Source organism: Micromonospora sp. NPDC050276, from assembly GCF_044459545.1.
In the GTDB taxonomy this organism is placed as follows: Bacteria; Actinomycetota; Actinomycetes; order Mycobacteriales; family Micromonosporaceae; genus Micromonospora.
In genome coordinates this window covers 1-15,238 of sequence record NZ_JBITJA010000033.1, presented here as the reverse complement: position 1 = coordinate 15,238, position 15,238 = coordinate 1, and the positions used below count along the sequence as shown (strand labels likewise).

The 15,238-nt window shown below is 69.5% G+C and carries 15 protein-coding genes; 9 read left to right on the top strand and 6 right to left on the bottom strand.

The genetic code is table 11. The annotated features are described in order from the left end of the window. Positions 1-716: 716 nt before the first annotated feature. Positions 717-971 (bottom strand): SCO4848 family membrane protein, encoded by a 255-nt coding sequence (locus tag ACIBF8_RS31785; RefSeq protein ID WP_396787606.1) that lies wholly within the window; start codon positions 969-971, stop codon positions 717-719. Between the two features lie 158 nt (positions 972-1,129). Between ACIBF8_RS31785 and ACIBF8_RS31780 the strand changes: the two genes are divergently transcribed. The 7 genes from ACIBF8_RS31780 to ACIBF8_RS31750 all read left to right on the top strand — a co-directional run bounded on the left by ACIBF8_RS31780 (position 1,130) and on the right by ACIBF8_RS31750 (position 6,568). Further along, a complete protein-coding gene (locus ACIBF8_RS31780) occupies positions 1,130-1,603 on the top strand; it encodes a PRC-barrel domain-containing protein (RefSeq protein WP_396787605.1) in 474 nt (157 codons plus the stop codon). A gap of 4 nt (positions 1,604-1,607) precedes the next feature. Next, the gene (locus ACIBF8_RS31775; RefSeq protein WP_396787604.1) at positions 1,608-1,784 is read left to right on the top strand and encodes a hypothetical protein; all 177 of its coding nucleotides are present in this window, start codon (positions 1,608-1,610) and stop codon (positions 1,782-1,784) included. 82 nt (positions 1,785-1,866) lie between these two features. Beyond that, positions 1,867-2,925 carry a tryptophan--tRNA ligase gene (gene trpS, locus ACIBF8_RS31770; RefSeq protein ID WP_396787603.1) on the top strand — a complete coding sequence of 353 codons (1,059 nt, stop codon included), beginning with the start codon at positions 1,867-1,869 and terminating at the stop codon, positions 2,923-2,925. A gap of 95 nt (positions 2,926-3,020) precedes the next feature. After that, complete coding sequence (locus ACIBF8_RS31765) at positions 3,021-4,232, top strand: low temperature requirement protein A (RefSeq protein ID WP_396787602.1); 1,212 nt, start codon at positions 3,021-3,023, stop codon at positions 4,230-4,232. A gap of 121 nt (positions 4,233-4,353) precedes the next feature. Then, a complete protein-coding gene (locus tag ACIBF8_RS31760; RefSeq protein ID WP_396787607.1) occupies positions 4,354-4,701 on the top strand; it encodes a YciI family protein in 348 nt (115 codons plus the stop codon). Between the two features lie 2 nt (positions 4,702-4,703). Then, positions 4,704-5,960 (top strand): RNA polymerase sigma factor, encoded by a 1,257-nt coding sequence (locus ACIBF8_RS31755; RefSeq protein ID WP_396787601.1) that lies wholly within the window; start codon positions 4,704-4,706, stop codon positions 5,958-5,960. 17 nt (positions 5,961-5,977) lie between these two features. After that, positions 5,978-6,568: an HAD family hydrolase gene (locus ACIBF8_RS31750; protein ID WP_396787600.1), complete on the top strand. Its 591-nt coding sequence runs from the start codon at positions 5,978-5,980 to the stop codon at positions 6,566-6,568. A 4-nt stretch (positions 6,569-6,572) separates the two neighbouring features. On the opposite strand, the gene ACIBF8_RS31745 is transcribed toward ACIBF8_RS31750, so the two are convergent. The 4 genes from ACIBF8_RS31745 to ACIBF8_RS31730 all read right to left on the bottom strand — a co-directional run bounded on the left by ACIBF8_RS31745 (position 6,573) and on the right by ACIBF8_RS31730 (position 12,318). Further along, a complete protein-coding gene (locus ACIBF8_RS31745; RefSeq protein ID WP_396787599.1) occupies positions 6,573-7,544 on the bottom strand; it encodes an NADP-dependent oxidoreductase in 972 nt (323 codons plus the stop codon). Positions 7,545-7,752: 208 nt separating this feature from the next. Continuing rightward, positions 7,753-8,832, bottom strand: a complete 1,080-nt coding sequence (locus ACIBF8_RS31740; protein WP_396787598.1) for a WxL protein peptidoglycan domain-containing protein — start codon at positions 8,830-8,832, stop codon at positions 7,753-7,755. Between the two features lie 91 nt (positions 8,833-8,923). Next, entirely contained in the window at positions 8,924-10,897 is a 1,974-nt protein-coding gene (locus tag ACIBF8_RS31735) for a fibronectin type III domain-containing protein (RefSeq protein ID WP_396787597.1), read from the bottom strand. A gap of 143 nt (positions 10,898-11,040) precedes the next feature. Next, positions 11,041-12,318, bottom strand: coding sequence for a HupE/UreJ family protein (locus ACIBF8_RS31730; protein ID WP_396787596.1), 1,278 nt, complete (start codon positions 12,316-12,318; stop codon positions 11,041-11,043). A gap of 117 nt (positions 12,319-12,435) precedes the next feature. Here ACIBF8_RS31730 and ACIBF8_RS31725 point away from each other — a divergent pair, with 117 nt between their 5' ends. Beyond that, positions 12,436-13,098, top strand: a complete 663-nt coding sequence (locus ACIBF8_RS31725) for a hypothetical protein (RefSeq protein ID WP_396787595.1) — start codon at positions 12,436-12,438, stop codon at positions 13,096-13,098. Between the two features lie 289 nt (positions 13,099-13,387). On the opposite strand, the gene ACIBF8_RS31720 is transcribed toward ACIBF8_RS31725, so the two are convergent. Then, entirely contained in the window at positions 13,388-14,110 is a 723-nt protein-coding gene (locus tag ACIBF8_RS31720; RefSeq protein WP_396787594.1) for an SDR family NAD(P)-dependent oxidoreductase, read from the bottom strand. Between the two features lie 519 nt (positions 14,111-14,629). Here ACIBF8_RS31720 and ACIBF8_RS31715 point away from each other — a divergent pair. Next, complete coding sequence (locus ACIBF8_RS31715; protein ID WP_396787593.1) at positions 14,630-15,112, top strand: class I SAM-dependent methyltransferase; 483 nt, start codon at positions 14,630-14,632, stop codon at positions 15,110-15,112. The last annotated feature ends 126 nt before the right edge of the window (positions 15,113-15,238 follow it).

The window sequence follows — 15,238 nt, the reverse complement described above, 5'->3', positions numbered from 1 at the left end:
TATAAATCATAATTGGCACTGGCTTTACAAGCACCCTGTTGAGTTCTCAAAGAACAACCACACACCGACCAGAAGCCCCACCTCAGTGGAACCCCAACCCGGGGCTTTTCGTACCGCGTCCCGCCGCTCTCGCGCCGGGCACTTTTACTACGTTACCTCACCGTCTTCGCTGTGTCAAGCCGTGTGTCCCGGTCTGTCATGCTTCGTACGGGTCAGCGCCGGCGCACTCACGCAGCAGCGCACCGCTGCGTCAGGTCGTCGGATTTGGCAGACCGGCCGCTGCGGTCTCCCGCAGTCTCGCCCGGTTCTCTGCCGGTCGTGAACCTTACCCGGTCGGCTTCGCCGCACCAAATCGGCCTCGCGGTCGATCCAGCAAGCCCCGCCCGGACCGTGCCCCGCAGGAGCGAACCCCTGCTTGACCCGGTTGCCACCCCGTCTCGGTGCCCCAGGACTTTCGTCCCGTTTGCCCCGTTCCGCGCTGGCAGAGAGAAAGTTACGCGTCCGCGGGTTTGATCGTCAAATCCGCGGGTAGCGGCGCGCGTCACATTCGCGCCGGCGCTCGATTGCCAGCTCGGCGCGAACCCGGATGACCGAGGCGTCGGCGCCGCCGCCAGCCCGACTGTCCAGGTAGTCCAACCGACATCCGGCCGCGGCCTCCCACCGGCGCGGGGGCGCGCCATCACGACGACGAACCCGGTGAGCGGCAGGTGCGAGCGTCAGGACGTCTGCCGCCGACCGGCGGCGAACCAGCCCCGGATGCCGAGGACGCCGACGGTGGTGCCGATCGCCAGGGACGCGGCGATCAGCAGTGCGTGCACCCACAGAAAGCTGGTGGCTGCACCGTCGGCCACCGTGCCGGACGCCCAGGACCGCGGGTCCTGCCAGATGGCAACCGCGAACCTCGGCCAGATCACCCAGGTCCAGACTCCGACTCCGACCAGGAAGACGGCCCACCGTCGCGACAACACCATGGCAGCCGAGTATGCCAGCGGCGCCTGTTCACCGGGCCGGTCCGCGCCGCCACGCCTGGACCCGAGCGCCGGTGCATCGGGGTCGATCTGTTTCCGGCGGCAGCGGGGTGGGCACTGCGAAGGGGGACAGCTGAGGACCGTCCCCCTGGAGGTGCCCCATGCAACCCTCGATCTTCAATCCCTGGGCCTGGCGTGATCCGTCCGCCCTCGCTGGCGGGTACACCGAGACCATGCCCTCGGCGACCCCTCCGGACGGCGGCCGGGAGGGTGGGCACGACGGCCCGGACGCCCCCGGCCCCGGCACACCGGTTGACCTGGTGGGCTACCAGGTGCAGGCGAGCGATGGGCGGATCGGCAGCATCGACGAGATGAGCGACGAGGCCGACGCCGGCTACCTGGTGGTGGACACCGGGCCATGGATCTTCGGCCAGAAGGTGCTGCTGCCGGCCGGGACGGTGGCCCGGGTGGATCACCAGGATCGCGTCGTGTACGTCGACCGGACCCGACAGGAAATCAAGGACGCGCCACCGTTCGACCCGGATTCGGCCGACCCGGAGTACCGGGAGCGGGTCGGCAACTACTACGCCGACAGCTACCTCCCCCCGCCTGGCGCCATCCCGCGGGTAATCTGAGGCTGTGGTCCGGACGGGTAACCTCGCACCGGAGGCGGCCGACCTGGTCGACGGCCTCCCACTCGGTGCCGTGCCCGAGATCCCGACCAGCTCCGGCGACGGCCGTGAGCAACTTCTGAACGTCCTCCGTGCCGGTGGTCTGCGGTTCCGCGCCGGCGCGCGATGGCGGACGGCTCGCTGAGTCGATCCCGCTGACCGAGGGGCTGGGCCCCTCGGCGCGCGCCCATGCGTAACCCCTACCTTCGAGTACGAGAGGCATCACCATGTCCGTCGCACGAATGCTCACCGGCGACCGCCCCACCGGGCGCCTGCACCTCGGCCACTACGTCGGCAGCATCGCCAACCGGGTACGGCTGCACCGGCAGTACGAGAGCTTCTTCATCATCGCCGACCTGCACATGCTCACCACTCGCAACCGTCGCGAAGACATCGACCAGGTCTCCGGCAACGCCCGCGAGATGGTCACCGACATCCTCGCCGCCGGGGTCGACCCGGAACGGGCCACCTTCTACCTCCAGTCGGCGATCCCGGAGGTCGGCGACCTCAACACCCTCCTCCAGAACCTGGTGACCGTCCCCCGACTGGAACGTGTGCCCTCGCTCAAGGACATGGCCCGCGACGCCGGCAAGGAGGAGATGCCGTACGGGCTGCTGGGTTACCCGGTGCTCCAGGCCGCGGACATCCTCTGCGTCAAGGGGGAGGTGGTCCCGGTCGGCCGGGACAACGCCGCGCACGTCGAGGTGACCAGGGAGATCGCCCGACGGTTCAACCACCTGTACGGTCCCGTCTTCCCGGTGCCCGAGTTGATTTCGGCGGAGACACCGAGCCTGGTGGGCACCGATGGTGCCGCCAAGATGAGTAAGAGCCGGGGCAACTCGATCGCGCTCTCCGATGACGCGGCGACAGTGCGTCGCAAGGTGCTCGGCATGTACACCGACCCGAACCGGGTGCGGGCCGACGTGCCGGGCACGGTGGAGGGCAACCCGGTGTTCGCGTACCACGAGATTTTCAATCCGGACCGCGACGAGGTCACCGACCTGGCCCAGCGCTATCGGGCCGGCCGGGTGGGTGACGTGGAGGTCAAGGAGCGGCTGGTCGTCGCGCTGGAGGGGTTCCTGGCGCCGATCCGGCAGCGTCGGGCCGAGATCGAGGCGGATCGGGGTCTGGTCGACCGGCTGATCGTCGAGGGCACGGAACGGACCCGCCAGGAGGTACGCCAGACCGTGCTCGAGGTACGCCGGGCGATGGGGCTGACCGGCGCGTACCAGCAGGTGCGGCGGCGGGCTGAGCGGAGCCGGCGTCGGACGGAAGCCTCGACGTGAGACCCGGGAATCCGGTCGGCGATGTGCCGCCGGGTGGGCGGCGCTGAGCGAGCAGACCCGATGAACCGCCGAGCGATATAGCGCAGAATGCGAGGATGAGGAGGGTTCTCAACATTCATCCGGTGCCGACGGCGGTGACGCACCGGACCACCATGTTCGAGATCTTCTTCGACCTGGTCTTCGTCTTCGCGCTCACCCGGGTCATCACGTTCATGGCGGCGTCACCGAGCGCGCTCACCCTGGCCCAGGGGCTGCTCCTCCTGCTACTGCTGCTCTACTCCTGGTCGCCGTACATCTGGGTGGGAAACCTGGTCCGGCCGGACGTCGGCCCGGTCCGCGCCGTCACCCTGGTCGCGATGGCGGCGATCTTCGTGGCGGCGCTGGTGTTGCCGGACGCGTGGCAGCAGGGCCCGGAGCTGTTCGACGCGCCGCTGACTCTCGCGCTTGCCTACGTCATCGGCCGGGCCGTACAGCTCGTGATTCTGTTCTGGGCGAGCGCGACGAACCCGGCGCTGCGCTCGACGCTGCGGTTCTTCACCGTGCCGGTGGTGCTGGGCTGGGTGCCGCTGATCATCGGTGCCCTGCTCGGTGGGGCGGCCCAGACGGCGCTCTGGACGGTCGCGTTTCTGTTGAACATCGGCGGTGCCCGGATCGCGTCCACCTTCCGGCCGTGGCAACTGCGCAGCGTGGGCCACTTCAGCGAGCGGTTCGGCCTGGTCCTCATCATCGCGCTCGGTGAGTCGTTGATCTCTGCCGGCGCAGGCGCCAGGGCGATGGCGCCGGTCGGCTCCGCCCTACTGGCCGCACTGCTGGGCCTCACCAGCACGGTGTGCCTGTGGTGGCTCTACTTCGATCGGCTGGCGTCCGCCGCCCGGGAGGCCGTCAGCAACGTGCCGGGCGAGCGACGGGCCAGCGTTGCCGGCGACGCGTACGGCCTCGCGCACTCCACCCTGATCATCGGCGCCATCTACGTCGCGCTCGGCATCGAGGAGGTGATCGCCCAGCTCACCGAGGAGTCGCCGCATCCCGGCCGGCTGGGCTGGGAAGCCGCGACCGCGCTCTACGGCGGCACCGCCCTCTACCTGCTCAGCAGGTTGGCCTTCCGTCGGCTGACCGTGCGCGCGGTATACCCGGCGCAGGTCGTCGCCGCGCTGCTGCCGCTGGCCCTGCTGCCGATCGGCCGAGCCCTGCCGCCATTGGCGGCGCTCACCCTGCTGACCGCCTTCCTGATCGGGGTGACCTGGTTCGAGCGACGGATGGACCAACGCGACGACCGACCCGTTCCGGCGCAACCGCGCCTCCGGTGAGCAGAGCCGGGCCGGGCCGGTCAGGAAAATCCTGCCGCGCCGTGTCGATATCCGCGGTCCGCGTTCGTCGTCATGCTGTACGGCGACACGCCGCACCGAGAGGAGCCGGAACGTGAAGTACATGCTGCTGTTCATGAGTCCCGTGGTCGACGGGGAGGCCGTCGACAACGGGTGCAGCTTCGAGGACTGGATCCGCTACGACCGGGAGATGAAGGACGCCGGGGTCTGGGTCTCCGGGCATCCGTTGCAGGACCTGACCACCTGCACGACCGTGCAGGTCGGCCCGGACGGGGAGCGCACGATCACCGACGGGCCGTTCGCCGAGACCCGTGAACTGCTCGGCGGGTACGACATCATCGACGTGCCGGACCTCGACGCCGCGCTGGACTGGGCGGCCCGCAGTCCCGGGGCCATCGGCACCGGATCGGTCCAGGTCCGTCCGATCGCCGAGATCGACATGCAGGTCTGACCGTGCCGGCTGAACGGGCAGCCGTCGGGTCGTCGGTGGAGGCGGTGTTTCGGGAGGAACGCGGCCGACTGCTCGCCTCGCTCGTGCGCCGCTTCGGCGACCTCGACCTGGCCGAGGAGGTCGCCTCCGAGGCCATCGAGGCGGCGCTGACGCACTGGCCGACCGACGGCGTTCCGAGCCGGCCGGGCGCCTGGCTGCTCACCACGGCTCGGCGTCGAGCCGTGGACCGGCTGCGTCGCGACCGGGTGCTGGCGACCCGGCTCGCCGTGCTCCAGGCGGAGGCCGAGCGGGCCGAGCACGCTCCGCCCGCCGACGCGGACCGCGACCTGCCCGACGACCGGCTGGCGCTCTTCTTCACCTGTGCGCACCCGGCCCTGGCCGCGCAGGATCGCGGCGCACTCACCCTGCGGTTTTTGGCCGGCCTCACCACCACCGAGGTCGCGCGGGCCTTCCTGGTGCCGCCCGCCACCATGGCCCAGCGACTGGTCCGTGCCAAACGGAAGATCCGCGACGCACGCATCCCGTTCCGGGTGCCGGGCCCGGACGAGTTGCCCGGTCGACTGCCCACCGTGCTCCAGGCCGTCTACTCGGTCTTCACCGAGGGGTACGCGGCCAGCTCCGGCCCGGATCTGCAACGGATCGACCTGGCGGAGGAGGCCATCCGGCTGGGCCGGATCCTGCGCCGGCTGCTGCCGGCCGAGCGGGAGGTCGCCGGGCTGCTCGGCCTGATGTTGCTGGTCCACGCCCGGCGTGACGCGCGTACCGGGCCGGACGGGGCGATGATCCTTCTCGACGATCAGGACCGGGGACGCTGGGACCGTCCGATGATCGAAGAGGGTCGCGCCCTGGTGGTGGTCGCGCTGACCGGCCGAGCGCCCGGCCCGTACGCGGTGCAGGCCGCCATCGCCGCGCTGCACGACGAGGCCCCCGACGTGGCGAGCACCGACTGGCCGCAGGTGGTGGCGCTTTACGACGTGCTACTCGGCCTGGTGCCCTCACCGATCGTCGCGCTCAACCGGGCCGTCGCAGTGGCCATGCGGGACGGGCCGGAGGCGGGGCTCGCGTTGCTCGACGAGTTGGCCGACGAGCCACGCCTGCGCGGCCACCACCCCTATCCGGCGGCGCGGGCCGACCTGCTGCGCCGGCTCGGCCGGCATGACGAGGCCGCGGGCGCGTACCGCAGCGCGTTGACGCTGGTCGGCACCGAACCGGAGCGCGCGTACCTGCTCCGCCAGCTGAAAGCCGTCACGCCCGAGTGAGCTGTACCCTTCCCCTGGTGAGTCTGCCGCTGCCTCCCGGGCCGTTCGCCGCGTACCTGTTCGACTGCGACGGCACCATCGTCGACTCGATGCCGCTGCACTACCTGGCCTGGCAGCGGGCCCTTGCGGAGTGGAGCTGCGAGTTCCCGGAGGAGCTCTTCTACGCCTGGGGTGGGCGGCCCACCGCCGACATCATCGTCGCCCTCAACGAGCAGCAGGGTCTGACCATGCCGGTCGAGACCGTCGTCGAGCGCCGGGAGAGCTACTACCAGGAGTTGCTGCCGCAGCTCGCCGCCGTGCCCGAGGTGCTGGCGCACATCCACGACGCGCACCGGCGGGTCCCGTTCGCCGTCGTCTCCGGCAGCACCCGCGCCTCGGTCACCGCGTCCCTGGGCGCGCTCGGCCTGCTCGACCGGTTCGACGTGCTGGTCTGCGCCGACGACTACACCCGGGCCAAGCCCGACCCGGAGGCGTTTCTGCTGGCGGCGCGGCAGCTCGGCGTACCCCCGGAGTCCTGCCTGGTCTTCGAGGACACCGACCTGGGCATCCAGGCCGCGACGGCGGCCGGCATGGCATCGGTACGCGTGCCGCAACAGCGCACGCCCTGAGGTCTCAGGCCACCGTCAACAGGAGCTTGCCGGCGTAGGACGTCTGTAGGCGCTGGTGCGCCTCCCGCACCTTGCCCAGTGGGAACGTCTCCGCGACGTGCACCACGAACGGCCCCGCCTCGATGAGTTCGTTGAGGCGCTGCAACTGTCGAGGGTTCGATTCGCCGTCGTATGCGCGGACCACGACACCGGGCCGTTCCTGCGGCTCCGGCCGCACCCCGTGGGCGAACGCGACCACCCCGCCATCGGTCAGCGCCTCGGTGAGCCGGTCCAGCGTCGCGCCGCCGGCCATCGCCAGGATGGCGTTCACTCCGCCGGGCGCCGCGTCCCGGATCCGGGCCAGCACCTCGGTCAGGTCGCCGTGGCCGTCGAGGGACACGTCGGCTCCGAGCCGGGTCACCAGCGCGACGCCGTCCGCCCTGGACGCCACGGCGACCACGTTCAGCCCCTGCCGCTTGGCCAACTGCACGGCCAGGTGGCCCTGACCGCCGCTCGCACCGAAGATCAGCAACCAGTCGCCGGCCGACAGGCTGACGGTGTCGAGGCCGGCCAGTGCGGTCAGCGCATCGGTGGGCATGGCACCGGCGTGCTCGGCGGGGACGCCGTCGGGCACCTTCGCCGCGTACTCCGCCTTGACCGCCGCGTACTCGGCGTAGAAGCCGCCCTTCGGCCGGGTTGAGGCGGAGACGTACACCAGGTCGCCCACCGCGAGGCTGGTCACCTTGCTGCCGGCCGCGATGACGGTTCCAGCACCGTCGGAGCCGGGCACGATCGGCAGGGCCGAGCCCTCCGGCACCAGCACACCCTCCCGCTCGTACGCGTCCCACACCCCGACGCCGGCGCTCCACACCTTGATCAGCACCTCGTCGTCGGCGACCTGCGGGATCGGCAGCTTCCGCAGCGTGATCACCTCCGGTCCGCCGAACTCGTCGAAGGCCGCGGCCTGCATCCGCTCTGGCACATCCCCGTCAACCATGTGGATTCCCTCTCCGTGCCGGCGTCACCGTCGCAGCATGCCGGCTCGGGAACAGGCGTGGTCCGGGGCTGAGGCCCGTTCACCCACAAGGACGAACGCGAACTGGTCCGGCGTCACGTCGTCGACCCGCACCGGTTCGCCGACCTGGGTGGCGTCGGGCGACTGGCGGGGCCGGTGGTCGCCGCCGGCCGAGCTGACCGGGCCACGATCAGGAGGTCTGCGGCTCCGGGCCACGCAGCGCCTGCTCGACAGCGTCACGGACGCGGGCGTCCTCGCGCGCCTTGCGCTGCGCCTGGGTCCGCCGCCGGTACAGGTACGCCCCGACGAGCACGGCGATCAGCACGACGAGCACCAGCAGCAGCATCCACGGCAGGGCCCAGCCGTGGGCGGTGGCCGCGACCGGCTTGAGCGAGGTGGTGGAGCCCGAGGCGTCGGTGAGCAGGGGCGTCAGGGTCGCGGTCGCGGCCAGCGAGATGGTGGGAGCCACATCGTGTACGGGTACCGTCACGTTCCAGCTCTCACCCGGCAGCAGCTCCGGCGGCGCGGCGATGTCCCCGGCCCGTACCCGCAGCAGCCCGAACGGACCCGCGACCGTCACCGCCTGCTTGCCGGACAGGGCCGCGTTGCCCACGTTGTGGACCTTGTAGGTGATGGTGGCGTCACCCTTGCTGAACGGGTTGGACGATCCGGCGTACGTCACGTGGAGGTCCTCGATCGCGAGGTTCGGCTTCAGCTCGCCGCCCACCCGCAACTTGATCCGGATACCGAGGCGCCGGTCGACGTTGATCCCCTGGGCCTGGTCGGCCTGGGTCAGCGCGGTGAGGATGCCACCGACGTAGTCACCGGGCGTGGCGTTGCCCGGGATGCTGAGCGTGAAGGGGACCTGGGCGGTCTTACCGGGCTGGATCACCACACTGCTGGCGTTCGCCTTCACCCAGGCGCCGATCGCGACGGACTTCTTGTCCTTGGTGAGCAGGTCGAGCTGGCCGGCGTCGGTCGTGAAGCCGTCGGCGGCGTAGACGGAGAGGGTCAACGGCGCCTTGCCGTGGTTGGCCACGACCATGGCGTCCTCGACGGCCCCGCCGGGGTTGACGTTGTAGCTGTAACTGGACCGGGCCTCGCCGTAGCTGTTGGAGGCCGTCCGGACCGTCCAGGCGACGTTACCGTCCGCGGCCAGGGCGGGACCGGCACCGACACCGACGGCCGCGACGACGGCGAGCAGGGACAGTGCGGTCGTACGGAGGAGTGCGGCGGGCGTGGTCTTCCAGCGCGTTACGGACGGGTACATGTCGGTTCCTTGAGGTGATCTTGGACGGATCGCATATGGGTGGCGGGGTAGGCCCCCGAAGGTGCCTACCCCGCCCGATGGAACTGTTCGGTCAGCTGCTCAGCGCGGTGATCGTGAGGGTGGTGCGGTAGCTACCCTTCGCGATGCTGTCCGGGATCTTCAGATCCAGGTCGGCACCGAGCTTGGCACCGCCGCGCGGGTGACCCTGCACGGCCGCGGCGAGCCCGCTGGAGACCGAGAGGCCCTTGCCCTGGTCGTCGTAGGACGACAGGACCGGCGCACCGGCCTCGGCGCCCGCGCCGGCGTCGAGCACGTACGGGTTCCAGCCGAGGTAGGAGCCGGAGAACTTCTTGTCGGCGTCCTGGAAGTCGCCGACGTTGGCCGAGATCGACCACGGGGCGAGCGAGCGGCGGCTGTCCGACACGAGGATCGGGTTGATCTTGCCGGTCGCCTCGAAGTAGGCGCCGTCGCGCTCCTGCGCGGTACCCAGGTCGACCAGACCGTTGTAGCCGTCGATCGTCCAGCCGAACTCGCCCGGGGCCGGGTTCGGCACGTTGACCTGGATGGCCTGACCGTCACCGTGGAACGGGTGCACCGTCACCTTGTCGACGATCGAGCCGACCGGCTGACCCTCCGGGGTGTTGACGCAGGAGAGGCCCTTCTCGACTGCCGCGTTCGGCGCCGCGCAGGTGCCGCTGCGTACGTTCGCCAGGACCAGCTTGTCGCCGCGCACCTGCACCTTGACGTAGCTACGCACGTGCTCCTGGTTCTGCACGGAGTTGTACCAGTACTTGTTCGGGTCCAGCGGGTCCGGGCCGTTGCCCCGGATGCCGGTGCCGCTGTCGTCCGGCTTCTTGATGTCGTAGTACTTCGAGCCGGACGCCGAGTTGGCGGTCACGTAGATGACGCCGCCCGGGCCGGGGAACACGTCGGCAGCGCCCGGCTGCTCGGCCGGGTTCTCCTTCTGGCCGTTCTTGATCGAGTAGCTACGGGTGTAGCTGTGGTCGTGGCCCTGCAGCACCATGTCGACGCCGAGGTTGGAGAAGGCCGTGGTGAAGTCCTCGCGCCGCTGCTTGTTGTCGCTGTCGGTCGCGTGGCTGGCCGGCGAGTAGATGGAGTGGTGGTAGACCAGCACCTTCCACTTGGCCTCGGAGCCGTGCTTGTTGATGACATCGGTGACGTACGCGACGTGCGCCGCGTCGCCGCCGGCGGAACCATCCGCCGGGTTGACGTAGCTGTTGCTGTTCAGGTCGATGAACAGCACGTCCTTGTGGATGAACCAGTAGTCACCGCCGGACCGGGTCGCCTGGTCACCGTTGTAGTACTGGGCCGAGCGGTCGGTGTTCGGGGTGAAGTGGTGCTGCTCGTAGGACTTGCCACCGACGTCGTGGTTGCCGATGGTGGCGACGAGGGGGATCTGACGGAGCTGCTCGGGGGCCAGGAACGAGGTCCACTGGCCCTCGTCGTTGGCGCTCTCGACGTGGTCGCCGGCGGACACCAGCAGCTCGGCGTTCGGGTTGGCCGCGGTGGCGACCTTCAGGGTCTCCTCCCAGCCGGCCTGGTCCTTCAGCCGGTCACCGGACGAGCCGATCTGCGGGTCGCCGAAGAACAGGAAGTCGTAGTCGCCCTCGAAGTCCTGCGTCTTGAAGGCGTACGCCGGTGACCAGCTGCCCTCGGCGCCGACCCGGTACGAGTACGCCGTGTTCTCGCGCAGGTTGCTGATGGTGGCGTGCCGGTTGAAGCCGGTGGTGGAGGTGTTCGCCGCACCAACGGCGTCGAAGCTGACGGCGCTGGCCGGGAACTCGCCGTTGACGATCTCGGCAGTCGGGGCGAGCTGGATCTTCTGTGCGGTGTCGGCGGAGGAGTACCAGCTCACGATGCGCTGGGTCTCGTTGGCGCCGACGCCGAGGACCACACCGGTGATCGTGGTGGACTCGGCCGCGCTCGCGGTGGCCATCAGGCCACTACCGAGGGCCGCGCCCATTCCGAGGAAACCGGCTGCGACCCCGGCGACCAGGCGCCGCCGCATGGGTCCGGAGACCCATGTCGAGGTGCTCAATGTCATCGACATTGTTCCCTTTTCAAATAGAGAAATGGATGTGTCTTCGCCCGACGCTGGGGAAGCAAATCCACGCTTTCGCTGCCCGATGAACCCGTCATGAACGTGATCTTGCGAACGGCTGGACTTCACGAACTACTTAGCCCTACTCATGATCCAGAAACGCGCTGCACAAACCAGATCAACCCCATAATGGACACGCCCGCAGAAACAGCGCCGGTCGCCCAGAGGCCGGCTTTCGGCGCACGCCGGCGCAGCAGGAGCAACAGCGGGAAGACGACAGCGATAATCGTCAACTGAACGACCTCGATGCCGATGTTGAACACCAGCAGCGACCACAGCAGAGTCCACGACCACGCCTCGTCGATGCCCAGCGCGCCCGCGAAGCCCAGGCCGTGCACGAGGCCGAAACCGAACACCACGCCGAGTCGGATCCAACCGGCCCGATCCAGGCTGAAGTGGCCGCGCCGGGTCGCCTCCAGGTCCGTGGCGTGCTCACCGCGACGCCAGATCCCCCACAGGTGCCAGCCGGCGACCACGGCGATCGACAACGCGATGATCGGCTCCACGACCGCCCCCGGCACCTCGACCAGGCCGAGGGCGGCAAGCATGAACGTCACCGAGTGCGCCAGGGTGAAGCTGGTGGCCGCGAGCACGATCTCGCGAAGACGCCGCGACCCGGCGATGAGCGCCAGCAGGAACAGGATGTGATCGATTCCGGTCAGCAGGTGCTCGGCACCGAGGAGGAAGAACTCCCCGAACCGCTGGTACCAGGCCTGCCCGGTGGAGAAGGAAGGGTTGGCGGCGTCGAGCGCCGCACTGCCCGAGCGGCCGTCGATCTCGTAGGTGACGATCGTCTTGGTGCCCTTGACGTAACCCTCACCGTCGGGGAAGAGACCGCTGCGCACCTCGTGCGCGTCGACCCGCTCGGGGCAGGTCCAGTCCAGCACCAGATTCGCGTACGGCACGCCCTCGCGCGCGCCGATGGTCGCGTCGCCCACCTGGGTCGGTTGACAGGCCGCACTTCGTGCGCTCACCGAGAACCGGTCGGCGACGTACCCGAGGACCGTCGACGCGTGATTCTTCAGGGCCGCCGCCTGGGCACCGGTGTCGCCCGCCTCGAACGCGGCGGTTCCGGCCTGGAAGAACGGATCGTCGTCGGTGGCATCCGCGGCGGACACGACGAGGAGGTCGTATTCGAGTTCGACCGTCGTACGAATGTGACCCTCATCTCCCGCTGCAATTTTCGCGTACACGGTCGACGAGAATCCGTGCGCGAACGCCGGTTCGGCGCCCAGAAACGGGACCACCGCTGCGGCGAAACCGACAGCGGCGACGATAACGGTACGGCGGATGCGGCCTAACATTCGACTCCCTCGGTTGGCCAGTGCACGTTGCATGGCGCGGGTGAACGCCAGCCCGCGCACCGACGAACCGCCGGCAAACAAAACCTCGGATCGACCACACGCCGATTGCCGGTGACCGGAATTGAGATAGGAATACGAAGACGTACGCCTTCCCGCCACCTCCGGAGGACGATCACCTTGCGCCCCCCGCTTCGGGCCGTTGCCCTGCTGGCCGCGACCGCCGCGCTGGTCACCGCCTGCAGCACCAGCGACGACTGGTCAGAGCCACACCCGACGCCCAGCGCCATCGGCACTCTCGGCCCGGGGTTCGTCGACCCCACCACGAAGCCCGCGCCGGAGGCGACCATCACGCCGCGGCCCGGCTCGTGGGCCGGGGTCCACCCCCCAAAGGACTACCGGGTCGTCCTGCTGACCGGCGGCGACGACAACCCGACCAAGGCACTGGTGAACGCGGTCAAGGAGTGGGCCGACGACGAGCACGTCGACCTCCGGACGATCGTCGTCGGCAACACACACGACGCCGTGCCCAGCATCGCCAAGGCGATGGAGATGGGTCCGGACCTCATCGTCAGCGCGGGCAACGACCTCATCGACGCCCTCGCGCTGGTCACCCCGAGCCACCTGGACGAGAAGTTCCTCGTGGTGGGCGCCGAGCTGGCCGAGCCCACCCACAACGTCACGGCGGTCGACTGGGACGGCGCGTCGTTCCGCGGGGAAGGGCTCGGCATGTCCTCGACGTACGACCCGAACTCGTTCACCGCCGACCGCTGCGCGGCGGCCATCCGGGCGGGCGTGGCCGCGGTGCTCAACGACCTGACCGGAATCGTGGTCTGGCTCTGACGACCGGGCTTGGCCTCCGAGCCGCGCGGCCCGGTGCGGAGGCCGGTGAACCCCCGCACCGGGCCTGAGCGTCACCCGGTCGAACAGGTCCCCGGACACCCTGTCGATGTCGGTCTCGGTGGCCTGGATCGCGGCGGGCCGGATTCGTCTCGCTGCGACTGACGGCCACCGACACGGCTGGCAACACGGTCACGCAGACGATCCAGCGGGCCTATCGGATCGCCTGACGCACCGCCTGGTCCGGGGTGACGGCCGCGTGAGCCGCCGCCCCGCACCGGACGTCAGTGCCTCACGCGGTGAGGGCACCATCGATGGCGATGGACGCGCCGGTGATGAAGGTGGCCTCGTCGCTGAGCAGAAACGTGGTGAGCGCGGCAACCTCGTCGGCCGTGCCGGCTCGTCCGGTCGGCTGCATCGACAGGTAGCGTTCCGCGGTCTCCGGGGCCTGGCTGACCACGTTCTGCCAGAGTGGGGTGTCGATCAACCCGGTGACCAGGGCATTGACCCGCACACCGGAGCGCGCCACGTCGAGGGCGGCCGAGCGCGTCAGACCGATGACCCCGTGCTTCGACGCGTTGTAGGCGGCCTGGGTCGGGTCGCCCTTCACCCCGGAGACGGAGGCGTTGTTAACGATCGCGCCGCCGCCGGAGGCGATGATCGCCGGGAGTTCGTACTTGAGGCCGTAGAAGACGCTGGTCAGGTTGAGGGCGAGTGAGCGGTGCCAGTTGTCGCTGCCGGTCTCGCGCACGCCAGCCATCGGGCCGCCGCCAGCGTTGTTGAACGCACCGTCCAGGCGCCCGTACTCCGCCACCGCGGTGTCGACGAGCCGTGCCATCTCCTCCTCGACCGTCACGTCGGTGGGTACGAACAGGGCGCTGCCGCCCGCGTTCCTGATCTGCGCGGCGACCTCCTCGCCGCGGTCCTTGTCCCGGGCGCCGATGACGACGCGAGCCCCTTCCGTGGCCGCTCGCTGGGCGAACGCCAGGCCCATGCCCTGCGTACCGCCGGTCACGACCAGCACCTTTGCTTCCAACCGTCCAGACATCTCGTCCCACACCCACTCGACTGATGAGCCGCCACGCGGTCCGCGGGGCTTCGTGAGACGGAACGCTAGCCTTTTCTGGAACGTTCGACAAAGTAACAGCACTCACAGCGAGGCCTCGACGGCGAGCTTGCCGCCCTTTGGTTCTCGACCTTATCGCCTAAATGCCGCCAACTGACCGGTGCCGGGCCTTGCCGCGGGAGACCTATTCTGTGGCTGCCGTTCCATAATTGGCCTGGAGTCGTCCGGGTTGAGGAAATCCGCGGAACGGGGCGCTGATGCACGGCTACTCGGTGACCGAGGACACGGTGCGCTGATTCCTCTGAGAGAGTGGAATCAGGCGTGTGAGCAGAAGAGGCACCGGCGAGTGACGTGGTGAGGTCCACTCTTTCAACCCGCGATCCGGGTCAGTCCAGCGCTGGCATCACTTCCAGCGCGGACGAACCGATTCGGACAGCCGCCCACCGGCAGCGCTGGGCCGTGCAGACCATGGCTGTCGCCCCCGACGACCAGGTGCTGGAGATCGGGTGTGGTCGGGGAGCGGCCGTCTCCCTGGTCGCCGGCCAACTCACGACCGGCCGGATCGTCGCCATCGACCGCGCCGCGACCATGGTGCGACTCGCGACCGAACGGAACCTGAGTCACATCGACGCCGGCAGAGCCGAGATTCGACGGGCCGGTTTCGAGTCGGCCACCCTCCCCACCGGCCACTTCACCAAGATTTTCGCGGTGAACGTCAGCCTCTTCTGGTTGGGCGACGCGGCGCAGCAGATCGCTCGGGTACGAAGCCTGCTGGCACCGGGAGGGCGGCTCTACGTGTTCGGCGAGCGACCCACCGCCGCGCACGCCTCCGCGAACGTCACCGCGACCGAACTGCTGCTCGAAACCCACGGTTTCAGCACGACCACATCGAGCACCACCCGCGGTCAGGGACAGGTGCTGACCTGCGTCACCGGTACGCCCGTCGCCTGAGTTCGGGCCGGACCACACCGGAAACGGGATCCGGGCGGGCTCGGTGTGATGCCGAGCCCGCCCGTTTCCGGTCGGTCGAGCTTGATCAATCGGGTCAGCGCTGCAGGGTCAGCAGACCCGGCCGGT

Bases quoted from the DNA above. Each gene is read 5' to 3' on its own strand.
- ACIBF8_RS31760 (WP_396787607.1), top strand. From the start codon at position 4,354: ATGCTGCTGTTCATGAGTCCCGTGGTCGACGGGGAGGCCGTCGACAAC.
- trpS (WP_396787603.1), top strand. From the start codon at position 1,867: ATGTCCGTCGCACGAATGCTCACCGGCGACCGCCCCACCGGGCGCCTG.
- ACIBF8_RS31740 (WP_396787598.1), bottom strand. From the start codon at position 8,832: ATGTACCCGTCCGTAACGCGCTGGAAGACCACGCCCGCCGCACTCCTC.
- ACIBF8_RS31735 (WP_396787597.1), bottom strand. From the start codon at position 10,897: ATGACATTGAGCACCTCGACATGGGTCTCCGGACCCATGCGGCGGCGC.
- ACIBF8_RS31785 (WP_396787606.1), bottom strand. From the start codon at position 971: ATGGTGTTGTCGCGACGGTGGGCCGTCTTCCTGGTCGGAGTCGGAGTC.
- ACIBF8_RS31780 (WP_396787605.1), top strand. From the start codon at position 1,130: ATGCAACCCTCGATCTTCAATCCCTGGGCCTGGCGTGATCCGTCCGCC.
- ACIBF8_RS31745 (WP_396787599.1), bottom strand. From the start codon at position 7,544: ATGGTTGACGGGGATGTGCCAGAGCGGATGCAGGCCGCGGCCTTCGAC.
- ACIBF8_RS31715 (WP_396787593.1), top strand. From the start codon at position 14,630: ATGGCTGTCGCCCCCGACGACCAGGTGCTGGAGATCGGGTGTGGTCGG.
- ACIBF8_RS31765 (WP_396787602.1), top strand. From the start codon at position 3,021: ATGAGGAGGGTTCTCAACATTCATCCGGTGCCGACGGCGGTGACGCAC.